This window comes from Nocardia sp. NPDC101769 (assembly GCF_044766925.1).
Lineage (GTDB): Bacteria > Actinomycetota > Actinomycetes > Mycobacteriales > Mycobacteriaceae > Nocardia.
The window spans coordinates 80588-96383 of record NZ_JBIWMX010000032.1; the positions used below are offsets into that span (position 1 = coordinate 80588).

General features: G+C 69.1%; 14 protein-coding genes. 13 read left to right on the forward strand and 1 reads right to left on the reverse strand.

From position 1 onward, the window contains the following. Window positions 1–9 precede the first annotated feature (9 nt). The 12 genes from ACIRRA_RS36125 (at window position 10) to ACIRRA_RS36180 (ending at window position 13498) form a co-directional block, all read left to right on the forward strand. Window positions 10–2415 carry a beta-ketoacyl synthase N-terminal-like domain-containing protein gene (locus ACIRRA_RS36125; RefSeq protein WP_402777618.1) on the forward strand — a complete coding sequence of 802 codons (2406 nt, stop codon included), beginning with the start codon at window positions 10–12 and terminating at the stop codon, window positions 2413–2415. 13 nt (window positions 2416–2428) lie between these two features. Then, complete coding sequence (locus ACIRRA_RS36130; RefSeq protein WP_402777621.1) at window positions 2429–3559, forward strand: 3-oxoacyl-[acyl-carrier-protein] synthase III C-terminal domain-containing protein; 1131 nt, start codon at window positions 2429–2431, stop codon at window positions 3557–3559. Further along, the gene (locus ACIRRA_RS36135; protein ID WP_402777624.1) at window positions 3546–4085 is read left to right on the forward strand and encodes an ester cyclase; all 540 of its coding nucleotides are present in this window, start codon (window positions 3546–3548) and stop codon (window positions 4083–4085) included. The genes ACIRRA_RS36130 and ACIRRA_RS36135 overlap by 14 nt, the downstream gene beginning before the upstream one ends. Continuing rightward, a complete protein-coding gene (locus ACIRRA_RS36140; protein ID WP_402777693.1) occupies window positions 4085–5305 on the forward strand; it encodes an FAD-dependent oxidoreductase in 1221 nt (406 codons plus the stop codon). Before ACIRRA_RS36135 ends, ACIRRA_RS36140 begins: the two co-directional genes overlap by 1 nt. Window position 5306: 1 nt before the next feature. Continuing rightward, window positions 5307–6014 (forward strand): bifunctional 2-polyprenyl-6-hydroxyphenol methylase/3-demethylubiquinol 3-O-methyltransferase UbiG, encoded by a 708-nt coding sequence (gene ubiG / locus ACIRRA_RS36145; protein ID WP_402777626.1) that lies wholly within the window; start codon window positions 5307–5309, stop codon window positions 6012–6014. Beyond that, window positions 6011–6976: an NADP-dependent oxidoreductase gene (locus ACIRRA_RS36150; RefSeq protein ID WP_402777629.1), complete on the forward strand. Its 966-nt coding sequence runs from the start codon at window positions 6011–6013 to the stop codon at window positions 6974–6976. The genes ubiG and ACIRRA_RS36150 overlap by 4 nt, the downstream gene beginning before the upstream one ends. Then, window positions 6966–7373 carry a hypothetical protein gene (locus tag ACIRRA_RS36155; protein WP_402777632.1) on the forward strand — a complete coding sequence of 136 codons (408 nt, stop codon included), beginning with the start codon at window positions 6966–6968 and terminating at the stop codon, window positions 7371–7373. The genes ACIRRA_RS36150 and ACIRRA_RS36155 overlap by 11 nt, the downstream gene beginning before the upstream one ends. Window positions 7374–7566: 193 nt before the next feature. Next, the gene (locus tag ACIRRA_RS36160; protein WP_402777634.1) at window positions 7567–8001 is read left to right on the forward strand and encodes a DUF1772 domain-containing protein; all 435 of its coding nucleotides are present in this window, start codon (window positions 7567–7569) and stop codon (window positions 7999–8001) included. Between the two features lie 67 nt (window positions 8002–8068). After that, a complete protein-coding gene (locus ACIRRA_RS36165; RefSeq protein WP_402777637.1) occupies window positions 8069–9877 on the forward strand; it encodes a BTAD domain-containing putative transcriptional regulator in 1809 nt (602 codons plus the stop codon). Between the two features lie 2 nt (window positions 9878–9879). Beyond that, on the forward strand, window positions 9880–10383 hold the full coding sequence (locus tag ACIRRA_RS36170) for a DUF2505 domain-containing protein (RefSeq protein ID WP_402777640.1): 504 nt from the start codon (window positions 9880–9882) through the stop codon (window positions 10381–10383). Then, window positions 10380–11312 carry an SDR family NAD(P)-dependent oxidoreductase gene (locus ACIRRA_RS36175; protein ID WP_402777643.1) on the forward strand — a complete coding sequence of 311 codons (933 nt, stop codon included), beginning with the start codon at window positions 10380–10382 and terminating at the stop codon, window positions 11310–11312. Before ACIRRA_RS36170 ends, ACIRRA_RS36175 begins: the two co-directional genes overlap by 4 nt. 5 nt (window positions 11313–11317) lie before the next feature. Beyond that, a complete protein-coding gene (locus ACIRRA_RS36180) occupies window positions 11318–13498 on the forward strand; it encodes an MMPL family transporter (RefSeq protein WP_402777646.1) in 2181 nt (726 codons plus the stop codon). A 64-nt stretch (window positions 13499–13562) separates the two neighbouring features. Here ACIRRA_RS36180 and ACIRRA_RS36185 read toward each other — a convergent pair whose 3' ends face one another. Then, the gene (locus tag ACIRRA_RS36185; RefSeq protein WP_402777649.1) at window positions 13563–14000 is read right to left on the reverse strand and encodes a PIN domain-containing protein; all 438 of its coding nucleotides are present in this window, start codon (window positions 13998–14000) and stop codon (window positions 13563–13565) included. Window positions 14001–14606: 606 nt separating this feature from the next. Here ACIRRA_RS36185 and ACIRRA_RS36190 point away from each other — a divergent pair. Beyond that, window positions 14607–15740 (forward strand): replication-relaxation family protein, encoded by a 1134-nt coding sequence (locus ACIRRA_RS36190; RefSeq protein ID WP_402777652.1) that lies wholly within the window; start codon window positions 14607–14609, stop codon window positions 15738–15740. Window positions 15741–15796: the final 56 nt, after the last annotated feature.

Below are 15796 nucleotides of genomic sequence, written 5' to 3' on the forward strand. Positions count from 1 at the left end.
ACTTCGGCCATGCACGAAACCCCTCATCCCGCGCCGCACCGGCGCATCGTGATCACCTCGCTCGGCGCGATCACCGCGCACGGCGTCGGCGCGGAGGAACTGTGGCAACGGGTGCGCGGCGGCGAGGTGGCCATTCGGCCGCTGCGCGACCTCGCGGTGCCCGGACTCGCTGGAGCCATCGGCGGCGAGATCCTCGACCCGCCGCGCCCCAAATACGACTACCTGACGCCGCTGGGTCTCACCGACCCGGAACCCGCCGTCGACTACGCACTCATCGCGGCCGAGGAGGCGATGGCGGGCACGGGTCTGGGCGTGCTCGAGGACGGCGCTCCACCACGACCGGACGCCCTGCCCGCACACCGGTGGGGGGTGGCGTTCGGCAGCTGCAACAGCGGAATCCGCAGTGCCGAGAAGGCGGTGCGCCGCGCGGTCGCCGCCGGCCGGTCCGTCGACGTGGACGGGCTGGGTCTCGGTGACGACCGGCATCTGCTGCTGGTGCCGCCACAGTTCTGCGCGGAGGCGCTCAGCGCGGCGTTCGGGCTGAAAGGTCCTGTGCTGTCGGTGAATACCGCGTGCGCGTCCAGCGCTCACGCGCTTGCGCACGCGGTCGAACAGATCCGCGCGGGCCGGGCCGACGCCATGCTGGTGGGCGGCAGCGACGCGCTCACCGAGATGGCCTACTACGGATTCACCAGCGTCGAATCGCTGTCCGCGCGCCCGGCGCGGCCGTATTCCCGTGATCGCGACGGGCTCTCGCTCGGCGCGGGTGCGGGCATGATGGTGCTGGCGGCCGCCGAGGTAGCGCTGGCCGCCGGTGCGCCCATCATCGCCGAGGTGCTCGGCTACGGCATGTCGGCCGACGGCTACCACGCCACGGCACCGCATCCGCAGGGCGCGGGCGCGGCCCGGGCGATTCGCCAGGCCATCGACACCGCCGGTCTCGCGCCCGAGGACGTGCCCTACATCAACGGCCACGGCACCGGCACCCCGAAGAACGATGCGGCGGAGAGCAATGCGGTACGAGCCGCACTGGGCGAGGCCGCGTCGGCGGTGGTGCTCAGCAGCACCAAGTCCATGATCGGTCACCTGCTGGGTGCGGCCGGGGCGGTCGAGGCCATCGTGACCATCCTCGGACTGCGCGATGAAATGGTGCCGCCGACAGCCGGTTTCACCGAGACCGACCCGGCCTGTGGCCTGGACCCCGCACCCGCGGCGCGGGCGCTGCCCATGCGCGTCGCGGCGTCGAACAACTTCGCGTTCGCCGGAGCCAATGCCTGTGTCGTGTACGGCCGGCCCGGTACCGCCCGCACCGAGGTCGATCCCGTCGCCGCCGACGAGGTCGTCGTCACCGGAATCGGGGTGCTGCTCGGCGGGGCATCCGATGCCGATCAGCTCTGGGACGCCTGGACCGGCGAAACCATGACGACGGAGCCGCACAAGGGATTACGGCTCGCCCGCGTCACCGCCGACCCGGGTGCCGATATTCCGGCCAAGGCTCGCCGGCGTATGGACCGCCTCGGGCAACTGGCGGTCGCGACCAGTCGGCAGGCGCTCGCCGCGGCCGGACTCACCGCCCACGAGGGCGTGGGTGTGGTCGTCGGCACCGGTATCGGGCCGATGAGCAGCATTTCCCGATTCTTCGAACCGACCGTGCTCGGCGGACCCGCCCAGGGCAGCCCCGCCATCTTCCCCAACACCGTCTTCAATGCCGCCGCCGGACAGGTGGCCATGGCCTTGGGGGCCAAGGGCCCGACCTCCACCCTGACCTCCGGCCACGCCGCCGGGGCCGCCGCCCTCGGGACCGCGTTCGACCTGCTGCGCGCCGGACGCGCGGACGCCGTGCTGTGCACGGGCGCGGACGAACTGTCCCCCTATGCCCTCGACGCGTACCGGGGCGCGGGGCTTTTCACCGGCCGCCACGGCCGGGACTTCCGGCTTGCCGAGGGCAGCGTCACCCTGCTGCTGGAGCGGGCCTCGGCGGCGCGGCAGCGGGGCGTCACCCCGATCGCGGTGCTCGCCGGATACGCCACCACCTCCGATGCCCTGGGCATCGCCCGGTGGGATCCGCGCGGCCGCGGGGTGGAACGGGCCATGCGCGACGCCCTGGCCGCGGCCGGGGCATCCCCCGTCGACCTCTCCGCCGTCTGGACCGCCGCGGCGGGCGTGCCCGTGGTGGACGGCCCGGAGCGACGTGCGATCGACCGGCTCGGTCTCGGCGCGAATTGCGCCCGGCCCGAGCCGAAGCGGGTTCTGGGCGATCCCATCGGCGCGGGCGCGCAACTGGCCGCCGCGCTGGCCATCACCGCCTGGCAGCGCGGCGGCGACCACGGCCCGGTGCTGGTCAACGGTTCCTCGCTGGGCGGCACCCACACCAGCTTCGTGCTGCGGCATCCCGCCGCGGTCATCCACTCGTGAACGGAGACACCACATGCCGAATCTCGAACCACGTCACGTCTCGATCCTGGCCACGGGATCGTTCCTGCCCGGCGACCCGATCGACAATGCCACCCTGGAGCGCCTGTGCGGCACACTGCCCGCCGAGGTGCTCGACAATATCCAAGTACGCCAACGGCATTGGATGATCGATCCCGCCACCGGCAAGCACGGCAGCGGCACCAACGCCATGGCCGCCACCGCCGCGCGACGCGCCCTCGCCCGCGCGGACATCGATCCGGCGGAGGTGGATCTGCTGGTGGTGTCCTCGGCCAGCCCCGAATACCAGCTGCCGGCGGTGGTCACCTACGTACAGGAGCAATTGGGCCTGGCCCACTGCGCTTCCATCGAATTCCGCGCCGCCTGTACGGGTTTCGTGCAGGGACTGGACTACGCGCGGCGCATGCTCGCGGACGGCACCTACCGCACCGCCGTGGTGATCGGCGCGGAGGCGATCTCCCCGCTGCTGGCCCCGATGTACCTGGGCATGGACCCGGAGTCGGTGCGCATGCGCGACCGGCTGGTCATCAACTCCTTCGGCGACGGGGCCGGGGCGGTCGTGCTGCGCGCCGGGGAACCGGGCAGCGCCGACCCCAACGGCGAATTCCAGTTCGCCACCGCCTGTTTGGGCGGTGACCGCAAGCCCGGCATGCAGATCGTGGGCGGCGGCACCCACGAGCCCGTGGCCGATCAGGCCAAACGCAAGCGCCTGGTGGAGATGAAGCTCGATGTCTCCGGGACCGCCACCTTCGGCCCGAAGGTCTTCGTGGCGGGCATGCGCGACATGCTGACCCGCACCGGGCTCACGGTGGCCGAGATCGACGCCTGCGTGCTGCCCGAGGGCAATGCCGACTACTTCACCGCCGAATTCGATGCCGCCGGAGTCTCTCCCGAGGACCAGGCGGTGCTGGCCAAGAACATCGTGGAGAACCTCGCGACCGTCGGCGCGACCGGCTCCGCCGCCGTGCCGCTGGCCCTCGACGAGGGCTGGGTACAGGGCCGCGTCCGGCCGGGCGACCGGGTGCTGCTGCTGGCCGTGGAGGCCAGCCGCTACCTGTACGCCGGTCTGTCGCTGCGCTGGGAAGCACCCGCGCCGGGTGAGGAGACCACGAATGTCCACGCCTGAGCCGGTTTTCACCCCCGAGGACAATGCCCGCATCATCCGGCGCGTGTTCGACGAGTTCGTCAACGAGGGCGACTTCTCCGTGGTCGACGAGATCTACTCGCCGGACATGGTCGATCACCAGCCCCTGCCCGGCGCGCCGGAGGGGACCGAGGGCGTCAAGTACACCATCGCCGGTCTGCGCCAGGGTTTTCCGGACCTGCATGTCACCATCGAAGCGCTCAGCGCGCACTCCGACTACGTGGTCATCCACAACACCTGGCGCGGCACCTTCACCGGTGAGTTCCTGGGAATGGACCCCACCGGGGAACGGATCGAATTCCACGGTGTCGTGGTGTGGCGGCTCGCGAACGGCCTGATCGCCGAGCGCTGGGGCATCGGCGTCGAGTCCTCCATGCTGGAGGCGCTGGGCCTGGGCTGGCTGATGTCCGGCGCGTTGGCCCGCAAGGGCCGACGCCGCGGCGGCGGGATGGATCTCGCGGATCTGGCGGCGGCCGCCACCGCGTTGACCGCGACGGAACAGCCGTGATGGACCGGCCATTCACCGTCCTGATCTCCGGCGGCGGCATCGGCGGCCTGGCCGCCGCACTCGCCCTGCGGGAACGCGGCATGGGCGTGCGGGTGTTCGAGCGGGCCACCGAACTGCGCGATGGCGGTGCCGGACTGCACATCTGGACCAATGGCACCATCGCGCTGCAACGGCTGGGCGTACTCGACGAGGTGCTGGAAACCGCGCCGATCCAGCACATCACCCACTTCGGCACCTGGCGCGGTGACCTTTTCGGCGCGTGGCCGGTCGGCGACTTCATCGACCGGTACGGCGCTCCGACCATCGCGGTCGAACGCTCGGTGCTGCATCGGGTGCTCAGCGCGGCGGTGTCGGCGTATCCGACGGATGCCGAGATCCGCACGGGCGCTGGAGTTGTCGGCTTCGAACAGGACGACGCCGGCGTCACGGTGGAACTGTCCGATGGTGAGCGGGTGCGCGGCGACGTTCTCATCGGCGCGGACGGTATCAATGGCGCGGTGCGCCCCGGACTGCTCGGCGAGCACCCGCCGCGCTACACCGGCTACATCGCCTGGCGCGGCAAAGCCGAACTGCGACACGAGAAGATCCCGCCGGGCACCTTCTACGCCCTGTTCGGTCCCGGTACCCGCTTCACCTTCTACGACGTCGCACCCGGCGTCGTGCACTGGATGAGCGTCGCCAACGGCGCACCCGGCGGCCGCGATACGGGCGACGTCCGGGCGATGCTGCTCGAGCGCCATCACGACTGGATGCCGCCGATCGCGGACATCCTGGAAGCCACGGCGCCGGAGGCCATCATCCGCAGCGATGTCCTGGACCGGCCGCCGGACCGGCGCTGGGGGTCCGGCCGGGTCAGCCTGCTCGGCGACGCCGCCCACCCGATCACCTTCAATATCGGCCAGGGCGCGTGCCAGGCGCTCGAGGACGCGCTGGTGCTCGCCGAGGAACTGGACACCACCGATCCCGTGAACGCGTTGTGCCGCTATGAGAAACAGCGCCGCGCCCGCACGGCCGGTTTGCAGCAGGTCGCCCACCGCATCGGCCGACTGGGCGCGCTGGAGCACCCCCTGCTCATCCGGCTGCGGGAACTCGGCATGCGCGCGGTGTGGCCGCGGCTGGTGTTCCGGATCGCCGAGCGCGACCAGATCGCCTACGCCACCCGCTGGCGCACGCCGGTGAAACCACTGCCGGACAGAAGTTTTCAGACAGACGGAGCATGACATGAAGCAATCCCAAACGGAGAGCGACTTCTTCGGCGACTTCGCCGAATCCTGGTGGGAAGACGATTCCGCCATGAAGGGGCTCACCTCCTTCCAGCGTCCGCGCTTCGAGTACTTCGACCGATTCGTGAAGGACTGGTCGGGCAAGAAGGTTCTCGACGTCGGCTGCGGCGGTGGCTTCACCACCGAGTACCTGGCCGGGCGCGGGGCCGTGGTCAGTGGGATGGACCCGTCCGCCCGCCTGGTCGCCGCCGCCCGAGCGCACGCCGAGGCGACCGGCAAGGCCATCGAGTACGCGGTCGGACGGGCCGAGGCGCTGCCGTACCCCGACGCCACCTTCGACGCTGTCACCTGCGTGGACGTGCTCGAGCACGTCGACGATCCGGCGCTGGCGGTCCGTGAGATCGCCCGCGTGCTGCGCCCCGGCGGAATCTTCTGCTACGACACCATCAATCGCACACTCATGGCCCGGATCGTCATGATCTGGATCCCCGAGTACCTCACCGGCATGGTGGCCCGCGGCACCCACCATCACCACCAGTTCATCAAGCCCGCGGAGCTGCGCCGCCACCTCGACGCGGCGGGCCTGACGCCGCTGGCGAAGCAGCGCGGGCTGACCATTCTCGGCAAACGGCGCGACGGCAACCTGCTCATGTTCACCACCCCGGACCTGTCCGCCACCTATATCGGCGCGGCGGTGCGGTCGTGAAGGCGGTCTTCTACCGGCGCTACGGCGACGCGTCGGTCCTCGAATACGGCGAACTGCCGGTGCCCAAGATGGCGCTCGACGGGGTACTGCTCGACGTCAAGGCGGCCTCGGTCAACCCGATCGACTGGAAGGCGCGCGAGGGCTATCTGGATCCCTTCGCCGACACCGTGTTCCCCATCGTTCCCGGCGCCGACGTATCCGGGGTGGTGCGCGAAATCGGCATCGGCGTCACCGAATTCGCCGTGGGCGACGAGGTCGTCGGCTGTGTCCGCGAGGACTATCTGAGCCGGGGTGCCTTCGCCGAGGTCATGCCCGCCCCGGTGCGAGCGCTCGCGCTCAAGCCGGCGACGCTGGGCTGGGCCGAGGCCGCCGCCATGCCGCTGGCCGCGCTCACCTCCTACCAGGCACTGGTGCGGGTACTGGATGTGCGACGCGGCGAGACGGTGCTGGTGCACGGCGCGGCGGGCGGCGTCGGCAGCGTCGCGGTGCAGCTGGCGGTGCACCTGGGCGCACGCGTGATCGGCACGGCCAGCGACCGCAATCACGCCTTCCTGCGCGAACTGGGCGCCGAGCCGGTGAATTACGCTGTGGGACTGTCTGATTCGGTACGCGCGCTGGCCCCGGACGGGGTCGACGTGCTGCTCGACGCGGTCGGCAAGCGCATTCAGCGCACGGTGCTGCCGCTGCTCGCCCCGCACGGCCGGTTCGCCTCGGTGGTCGATCCCAAGGCCCGCGAACTCGGCGGCGCCTACGTGTTCACGCGACCCGACACCGGGGATCTGCCGGTGGTGGCCGCGCTCGCGGGCAAGGGCGTGTTCCGGGTGCCGGTCGGCGCGGTCTACCCGCTGTGCGACGCCGCGCAGGCGCACTTGCTCAGTCAGGGCGGGCATGCCCGCGGAAAGGTGGTGGTCGCGGTGGACGTGGCCGCCTGTGCGGAGGAAAGACCTTACGATGAACGGTAATTCGATGCTTTTCCGCCGCACCCAGGCGATGGTTCGGCAGGCGGCGTGGTCCCAGGCGCTGGCCCGCGTCGCGATCGGCACCGGCATGCTCACCGCGCCCGGGGCCGTCGCGAAGTCCTGGTCCGGCGAGTACGACGAGGACGCGTCCTCGCTGCCGACCCGCGCGTTCGGCACCCGGGACGTGGTGATCGGGCTCGGCACCCTGTGGTCGCTGCGGCGCGGACATCCGGTGCGGCACTGGTTCGTCCTGGGCGTCGCGCTCGAACTGGTGGATGCGACAGTGACGCTCAACAAGCGCGCACGCCTCGGCCTCACCGGGCCACCGGACAGCTGGGAGTTGCTCACCGCGGCCGGATTGGCGGGCGGAATTATGGTAGCCGCGGCCTTGCGCGAGTAATACCTGACCAATTCCGCTTATATCCGATCACAGCCCACACCGGGCGGGAACTGGCCATCGTGACAATCACAGTTCGGTGAAACCTGTTGTGCCGCAAGGTGCAACATACTGTTCACGACACCTTGCGACGATAACTACGCCGAGGATTCTTCCCATGAATTATTTCTTACTGTCCGCCATCGGAATTTCAATCATGACGACAGCGGTTGTCTACGGGACGGATTTTTTCTGTGCCCTGGTGCTGCGCACGGCATTGGCCCGCATCGACGATCGCGCGCTGACCGCCGCCACCGGACGCATTCACGAAGTCGCCGACAAGCGCATGCCGATTCCCGGCGCCATCGGCGTGGTCGCGGCGGTCGTCGCCGCCGGGGCCGCCTTCCTGGACGGAAAGGCGGCCGCGGGCATTCTCGCCGCGGCGGCCGTGGTCGCTCTGGCCATCTGGCTCGGCATCTACGCGCGGGTCAGCGCGCCGGTCAACAAGGAACTCACCGCCGCGGTGTTGGCCGACCGGGTGCCGGTCGACGTCCGGGACATGCAGCGCACCTGGGACAGCGTCATCGTGGTCCGCGTGATCCTGCAGGGAATCGCCCTGGTCGCACTATTTCTCGCGGCGCTCTCGGTGTAATCGAGTGCGCCGCACCGTAACCCTCCGGCGCATTCGCGCGTGACGGCGGGAAATGAAGGCGTGGTACATGATTCAGTTCAAACTCCTGGGGCCCGTGCAGCTGCACGTGCACGGCAAGATCGTGGACCTGGGCCCGCCCCGGCAGTGCAGCCTGATGGCCGCACTGCTGGTGGATTCGGGCCGGCCGCTGTCGATCGACACCCTGATCGACCGGGTCTGGGGCGACTCCCCGCCGGCCGCGGCGCGCGATGCCGTCTACACCTACGTCGCCCGGCTGCGCGGCCTGCTCACCGAGGCCACCTCCGGCACCGGCGCGGAACCGGTCCAGGTGAACCGCGGCCCCGGCGGCTACATGCTCTCCACCCCGCCGGAATCGGTTGACCTGTGGCACTTCATGGATCTGGTCGACCGGGCCCGCGCCACCGATATCGACGATCCCGATCGGGTCGAGCGGCTGTCGGCCGGGCTGAACCTGTGGAACGGCAGTGCCATGACGGGTCTGGACAGCGAATGGGCCCGGCGGCTCAGCGAATCCCTGCACCGGCTCAAGCACGAGGTGACCGCGGACTGGGCCGACGCGGAGATCAGGCGCGGCAATCATTCGCTGGTCATCAACCGGCTGCACACCGCGCTGCTCGAGGAACCGCTGGTGGAAGGGTTGCAAGAGCGGCTGATTCGCGCCTACTTCCTCCATGGCGAGACCACCCAGGCGCTGCGGCAGTACGAGCTGGCGCGGCGGCTCATCGCCGACGAACTGGGCGCGGACCCGAGTCCGGTCATGCGGGATCTGCACAGCCGCATCCTGCGCGGCGACCTGCCCGAGCTGGACGCACCGGCCTACCCGCCGCTCACCGTCCGCGCCGAATCCGGCGGGCTCCGGCCGCACGCGCCGGCCGTCGCGCCCGATACGCTGCCGCTGCCTCCGCTCGGATTCAGTGGCCGGGACACGGAACTGGCGACGCTCACCGGCATGCTGACCGACGATCCCGCACCGCGGCCGGTGCTGGTGACCGGCGGCGCGGGGGTCGGCAAAACGGCGCTGGTCCTGCAAGCGGCGGACTGCCTGCGCGACCGCTTTCCCGAAGGACTGCTGTACGCCGACCTCGCCGAGGGTCCGTGCACCACCCCGGAGACGGTGCTCGGACGGCTGCTCACGGCGCTGGGCATACCGGCCGCAGCCATGCCGAAGTCCTTGGCCGAGCGGGTCAATCTGTACCGGGCACGGCTGGCGCATCGGCGGGTGCTCGTCGTTCTGGACAATGCCGCCACCGAATCCCAGGTCATCCCGCTGCTGCCCCCGGGCGGCGTCGGCACCGCCCTGATCACCAGCCGATTCGCCCTCGGGCTCACCACCGTTCGCACCTTCGTCCTGCACGAGCTGTCCCGCACCCAGGGACTGCAGATGCTGGTCGCCACCGTCGGGCGCGCCCGCGTGCTGCCCGAATGGGAGGACGCCGGGACGGTCGCCGAACACTGCTCCGGCATTCCGCTGGCCTTGCGCGCCGTCGCCTGCCGCATGACGACGCGGCCCCATTGGACCTTCGCCCACATGCTCGCCCGGATCAGCGATGAACAGCGCCGCCTCGAAGTGGTGTCGTATCAGGCGCTGGACATGCGCGCGAGCCTCGATCTCACCTTCGACCGGCTCGACCCCACCGCCGCCGGATTGTTCCGGGAACTCGGTCGCCGGATACCGGCCGGCACCGAGTTCACCGCAGCGGCATTGGCCGATCTGCGCGTCGATCAGGTGGAGGACGCCCTGGACCGTCTCGTCGATGCCTACCTGCTGTCCGAGGTCGGTCGCGACGATGCCGACCGCACCCGCTACCGAATGCTCGACATCCACCGCATCTACGCCAAGAACCTCGGAGACTGACCATGTCGCGTTCCGTGCAACACACCACCCCCTACCCCTACCCGGACACCCTGTTCCATCGCGTCCTCGGCTCCCGCGACTATTGGGAGCAGCGCATTCGCGAAATCGACGGCCCCGACGCGGAATTGGCCGCCTTCGATGCCACGGACGGCCTGGCACTGGTCACCGTGAACACCGTCATCCCGGCCTCGGCGCTGCCCGGTCCGGCCGCGACCTTCCGACCCCACGGGGTGCGCTACCGCTACAGCGAGTCGTGGTACGAACCCGAGGACGGCGTGGCCCGGGGACGGATGCAGGGGCAGGTGGAAGGCATGACCATCTCGCTCAACGCCGATCTGGTGGTGCGCCGCATCGAGATCGGGTGCGAGTTCACCATGTCGGGCTCGATCGAGGCGCGAGTTCCCTTGATCGGCAGGCTGATCGAGGCCGATATGAGCAAGACCTTCACCAGCACCGCCGCAGCCATCGACGAATTCACGATGAAGTGGCTGGAGAACGCGGAATGAACGATCCGGTGCTGATTACCGGGGCGACCTCGGGCCTCGGTCTGGAGACGGCGAAATGCCTCGCCGCCAAGGGTATTCCGCTGATCCTCGGTTGCCGCGACCCGCAGCGGGCCGAGACCGCAGTTCAGCGGATCCGCGCGCACGCGCCCGATGCCAGGATCGAATCGGTCGAACTCGAGCTGGCCTCGCTCGATTCGGTCGACGCCGCCGTCGAGGAACTGCACCGCCGGAAGAATCCGCGACTGGGCGCGGTGGTGTGCAATGCCGGCCTCCAGATCGTGGACCGCGTGCGGACCTCCCAGGACGGCCATGAACTCACTTTCGCGGTCAATCACCTCGGGCATTTCGCGCTCGTCACCGGGTGTGCCGATCTACTCGCGCCGGGCGCGCGGGTCGTCGTGGTGTCCAGCGATGTGCACCAGGGGCCACGCAAGTCCATGGGATTCCCCGCGCCGCGATGGCGTCACCCTCGGGAGCTGGCCGACCCGGACGACGGGCGGGACTCCGGCGCGGACGGCCGAATCCGTTATGCCACCAGCAAACTCGCCAATGTCTATTTCACCTATGAGCTCGCGCGACGTTGGCACGACCGGGGTATCACCGCCAATGCCTTCGATCCCGGGCTGATGCCGCAGACCGGGCTCTCGCGCGGCTACCCCGCTGTGGCGCGCATCGGATTCCGTTTCCTCGCACCCGTGCTCATTAAGGTCATGCCCATCGCCCGCACCGTCACCCGGTCGGCAGCGGACCTCACCCGGCTGGTCACCGCACCCGAACTCGCCGACACCACCGGAAAGTACTTCACGGGGGCGGCGGAGGTGCCCAGCGCACCGGAGTCCTACGACGAGGAGCGAGCCGCCGAACTCTGGCGGGTCTCCGAAGATCTGGTCCGGACCGCGCGACATGTGCCGTCCGCCGAACGGCCGTGAGCCCCATGCTGACTCGAATCGCGCTCTTCGCCTCGCACCGCGCGCGGGCCGTACTGGCGATGGCGGGGCTGGCCGCCGTGCTCTGCTACGCCGTCGGCTGGTCCGCGCCGATGCACCTGCAGTCCGGTGGCTTTCAAGCGCCCAACTCCGAATCCACGTGGGTAGACCACTATCTCGAACAGCATTTTCCGGGTGCCGCACCGAACGTCGTGCTGCTGCTCACCGCGCCCGACGGCATCGACGGTCCGGCCGCCACCACGGTGGGACAGCAGCTCACCGATGAACTGCGCGCCGATTCGGATCTGCGAGGCGTGCAGTCGTATTGGAGCGTCGCGACCGAGATGCGGCCCGCCCTGCGCAGCAAGGATCAGCACAGCGCCGTCATCGTGGCCTTCGCGCGCGGCGATGACACCGCCGCGCCCAAGGTGGCCGACGCCGTCGCCAAGAAGTACGACGGAAGCCGCGACGGGGTCGAGATCCGGGCGGGCGGTGAAGCGGTCGCGCTCGCCCAGATGAGCCGCCAGGTGACCCTCGATCTGGTGCTCATCGAATCGATTGCCGTCCCGCTGGCCGGTCTCGCCCTGGTGCTGGTGTTCGGCAGCCTGATCGCCTCCATGCTGCCGCTGCTGGTGGGTGTAATAACAATCGGTGCGGCACTGGCGGTCCTGCGCGGGCTGGCCGCCGTCGGGCATGTCTCGATCTTCGCGTTGAACATGACCACCGCGCTCGGGTTCGCAGTGGCGCTCGACTCCAGCCTGTTCATGGTGAGCCGGTTCCGGGAGGAGATCGCGGCGGGCGCTGACACCGTCGAGGCCGTGGTTCGCACGGTGCGCACAGCCGGGCGCACCGTGTTGTATTCCGGTCTGACCGTGGCCCTGTCGCTGTCCGCGCTGCTGGTGTTCCCGCTGTACTTCCTGCGCTCCTTCGCCTACGCGGGGCTGGCCGTGCTCGCGGCGGCGGTGTTCACCACGCTGTTGGTGCTCCCGGCGGCCCTGGCACTCATGGGTTCCCGGGTCGACGCCTGGGATGTGCGGCGGTTCCTGCGCCGCCGTCTCGGACGCCCCGACCCGGTGCCCGTTCCCGTCGAAGACGACCGCTGGTACCGCTTCGCCATGGGTGTGATGCGCCGTCCCGTGCTGTGGATCACCGCTGTAGTGGCGGTCCTGTTGCTGCTCGGATCGCCGTTCCTCACCGTGCGTTTCGGCTGGGCCGACGATCGGGTGCTCGCCTCCGGTTCCAGCCGCGATGTCGGCGACGCTTCCCGATCGGACTTCTCCGAGAACCTGACGGCGGGCATCCTGGCGATCCTGCCCGATGATCACGGCGACATCGCGGCGGTCGGCGACTACGCGAAAACGCTGTCCCGGATTCCCGATGTCACGTCGGTGCTGTCCAGTGCCGGGGCCTACGCCGGCGGATTCCAGGTGGCCGGACCACAATCCGCGCTGGCCGGCGACGCGGGCACGTATCTGCGGATCGGCACCCGCCTCGACCCGTACGCGACGGCGGCGACCACTCAACTCGACCGCCTGCGCGCGGTGCCCGCCCCGGGCCGGGTGCTCTTCGGCGGACCGGCGGCCCGCAACGCCGACTCGGTGTCCACACTGGCGCGGCGAGTTCCCCTGGCGCTGAGCATGATCGCGGTGTCGATGTTCCTGGTGCTGCTGATCTTCACCCGCAGTGTAGTGCTGCCGATCAAGGCATTGGCGCTGACGGTGCTGTCGCTGGCGGCCACCTTCGGCGCGATGGTGTGGATCTTCCAGGACGGACACCTCTCGGGCGCACTGGGATTCACCTCGACCGGGTATCTGGTCCCGACCATGCCGATCCTGATGTTCTGCCTGGCCTTCGGCGTATCCATGGACTACGAGGTGTTCCTGCTGTCACGCATTCGAGAGGAGTATCTCGCCTCCGGCGCGACCGGTCGCGCCGTCGCCGTCGGAATCGCCCGCACCGCAAGGATATTCACGGCCGCGGCGGCCTTGCTGGCCATCGCCTTCGTCGGAATGGTGTTCTCCGGGGTTTCCTTCGTCCAGCTCTTCGGTCTGGGACTCACCCTGGCCGTGCTGGTCGACGCAACGATCATCCGCACCATCCTGGTCCCGGCGCTCATGCAGACCATGGGCCGCCTCAACTGGTGGGCTCCGGGCCGGCGGCGTCCGGAACCAGCCGTCGTCCGAGGGTAATACCCACGAACCGTGTGGGCCCGGCGTTGTCGCCGGGCCCACACGGTTCGGGACCGTCGGCGGTTCAGTCGCCCTGCAGCAGGAGCCGGAACGACGAATGAGCGGGCGTCAACGGGGCGCGAAAGTCCTTCTCGTCCAACGTCAGTATGTCGTTGGCGAGATAGCGCTCGGCAAGCACGACATTGACCGCATCGGCCAGGTCGAGTCGGCGGCCGCGGTACTGTTCGATGATCTTCTGCGCGACCCGGAGGCCGTCGCGGTCGACTGCGGGAACGAGCACACCACCCTCCTCGGCCGAGGTGAGCAGGTCGTCGAGTACGAGATCGGCTGTGCGACTGTCCTTTCCGAATCGTGCGATCAGCAGATGATCGATCTCGTCGAGGACGAATGGCGAGACGACGGCAACTGACGTGGCGAGGTACCCGCGAGCCCGGTCATGCACTTCGGCGGCGCGATCGTAGGCGGCGATGATGGCCGAGGTGTCGGCGATGAAGAAGCTCACCCGCCGTATGCCTCCCCGAGCATGTCCTCACTGTTGGCAGCAAACCCCGGATCGCAGGAATCGAACGACGGCCACGGGCGAGTGCGACGGACCTTGTACGCCCGCAGCAGTACAAGGTCGATACCCTCCCGGATGAGGTCAGCCTCCGATCGCCCCGATGCCTCAGCGACCTCCTTCAGACGGGCAGCCTGTGCGGGATCAGATACACGCTCGTCTTGGCCTTCATGAACGCAGGGCACTGCCAGGCCCGTGCATTGCGCGGAAAGCGACAGAGCCGCAGGTCATTGACCTGCGGCTCTGTCATTCTGTGGACCTGACGGACCAGCATACGAACCGGGCCGTGCTGGTGGACGGGCCGGACATCATGATCCGCGCGGTGGGTTCCCGGCAACCGGTCGGTGGTGATGCCCGATGAACGGGCACGACGACAACCCGACTGCGGATGGGGCCGCGTTTGGTGGCGCGGTTGGGCCGACGGGCGCTCGGCGTTCTATAGCCGCTACCCCAAACGCCGAACAGGAGAACGGCATCCGGGCCGCTCGGGCGCACATTCGAGGCGCGGGGCCGAAATCCAGAATGAATATCAATACTTATACATATTCCCTCGTGGGACCGCACGACGGCCGTTGTGTGCACCGGGGCGGGCACCCGGACGCCGGTCCCTGGTTCCGTCTCCTCGACCGCGACCGACGGCTTCTCTCCCTCCTTGCCGAACACAAGGTGCTCACTACCGACCAGATCGCCGCGCTTGAGTTCGCCTCCGTGCGCCGCGCACAGGACCGGCTACGAAAACTCCGCGAGATGGGCATGCTCTTCGCCTTCCGCGAATCCCTCTACGGCGGCGGAACCAGCCAAACCCGCCATGCCCTCGGCTATCCCGGTGCACGCTTGATCGCCGCCCAACGCGCCGAAAAGCCACCGGCCCCAAGCACGCATGCCGTCATGCTCGAACGCCTGGCCTGCTCACTTACCCTCGAACACCGTCTCGGCATCAACAACTTCTTCACCGCCCTGGCCGCCCACCGCAACCCCACCCGCCACCGCGACACCCGGCCCTCCACGCGGATCGAAGGACTGACGCAATGGTGGTCGGAACGCCAGTGCGACAACTACTTTCGCATTGACAAGTACAACGGCGAAACGGTCCAACCACGCCCGGACGGGTACGGCTGCTGGGAGCAAGGCGGGCGGGCGGTGCGGTTCTTCCTCGAATACGACACCGGCACCGAATCCCTTACCGTCCTCGCGCGCAAAGTCGCCGTGTACCAGAATTTTCCGACCGACGACTTCGGCGTCCTGCTGTTCTCTCTCCACTCGACCCGCCGTGAAACCGCGGCACGTGCCGCGCTCCATAAGGCGCTGTGCGGTTACGAACGCACTCCCGTGATCGCTACCTCGGCCCGCGATTACTCTCATCCAGACGACCCCGCAGGCCCGATCTGGTCTCTCCTCACAGTTCAGTCCGGCAGCACCGCAATGGAGCGCCTCACTCTGGCCGACCTGCCCGAGCGCGGCCCTCGCATCGCTCACCACGCAGGATTCGCCCAGCCCTACAGCGAGGCAGCCTTCGACCCCCACGATCCGGAATTCGCCGGAATCCTCATGCTGGACCGTAACCGGCGGGCCGACCCGCCCACGGCCAGGTGCATCGACTCCACCAGTGGATTCGACACCCCGACGCTCGACGACGATGGTGAGATCGAGATTCCGCCGGGGCACTGGCCGAGGCGCAGGACATAGTGGCGACCAGGACAAGGGTGGAGTTCGCATGGGTCGCACGAGGTCCGGCACGCGTT

What these genes read in the sequence shown, in the direction of transcription:
- ACIRRA_RS36160 (WP_402777634.1), top strand. Translation starts at nt 7,567, where the DNA reads ATGACGACAGCGGTTGTCTACGGGACGGATTTTTTCTGTGCCCTGGTG.
- ACIRRA_RS36165 (WP_402777637.1), top strand. Translation starts at nt 8,069, where the DNA reads ATGATTCAGTTCAAACTCCTGGGGCCCGTGCAGCTGCACGTGCACGGC.
- ACIRRA_RS36175 (WP_402777643.1), top strand. Translation starts at nt 10,380, where the DNA reads ATGAACGATCCGGTGCTGATTACCGGGGCGACCTCGGGCCTCGGTCTG.
- ACIRRA_RS36135 (WP_402777624.1), top strand. Translation starts at nt 3,546, where the DNA reads ATGTCCACGCCTGAGCCGGTTTTCACCCCCGAGGACAATGCCCGCATC.
- ubiG (WP_402777626.1), top strand. Translation starts at nt 5,307, where the DNA reads ATGAAGCAATCCCAAACGGAGAGCGACTTCTTCGGCGACTTCGCCGAA.
- ACIRRA_RS36130 (WP_402777621.1), top strand. Translation starts at nt 2,429, where the DNA reads ATGCCGAATCTCGAACCACGTCACGTCTCGATCCTGGCCACGGGATCG.
- ACIRRA_RS36155 (WP_402777632.1), top strand. Translation starts at nt 6,966, where the DNA reads ATGAACGGTAATTCGATGCTTTTCCGCCGCACCCAGGCGATGGTTCGG.
- ACIRRA_RS36125 (WP_402777618.1), top strand. Translation starts at nt 10, where the DNA reads ATGCACGAAACCCCTCATCCCGCGCCGCACCGGCGCATCGTGATCACC.
- ACIRRA_RS36170 (WP_402777640.1), top strand. Translation starts at nt 9,880, where the DNA reads ATGTCGCGTTCCGTGCAACACACCACCCCCTACCCCTACCCGGACACC.
- ACIRRA_RS36180 (WP_402777646.1), top strand. Translation starts at nt 11,318, where the DNA reads ATGCTGACTCGAATCGCGCTCTTCGCCTCGCACCGCGCGCGGGCCGTA.
- ACIRRA_RS36140 (WP_402777693.1), top strand. Translation starts at nt 4,085, where the DNA reads ATGGACCGGCCATTCACCGTCCTGATCTCCGGCGGCGGCATCGGCGGC.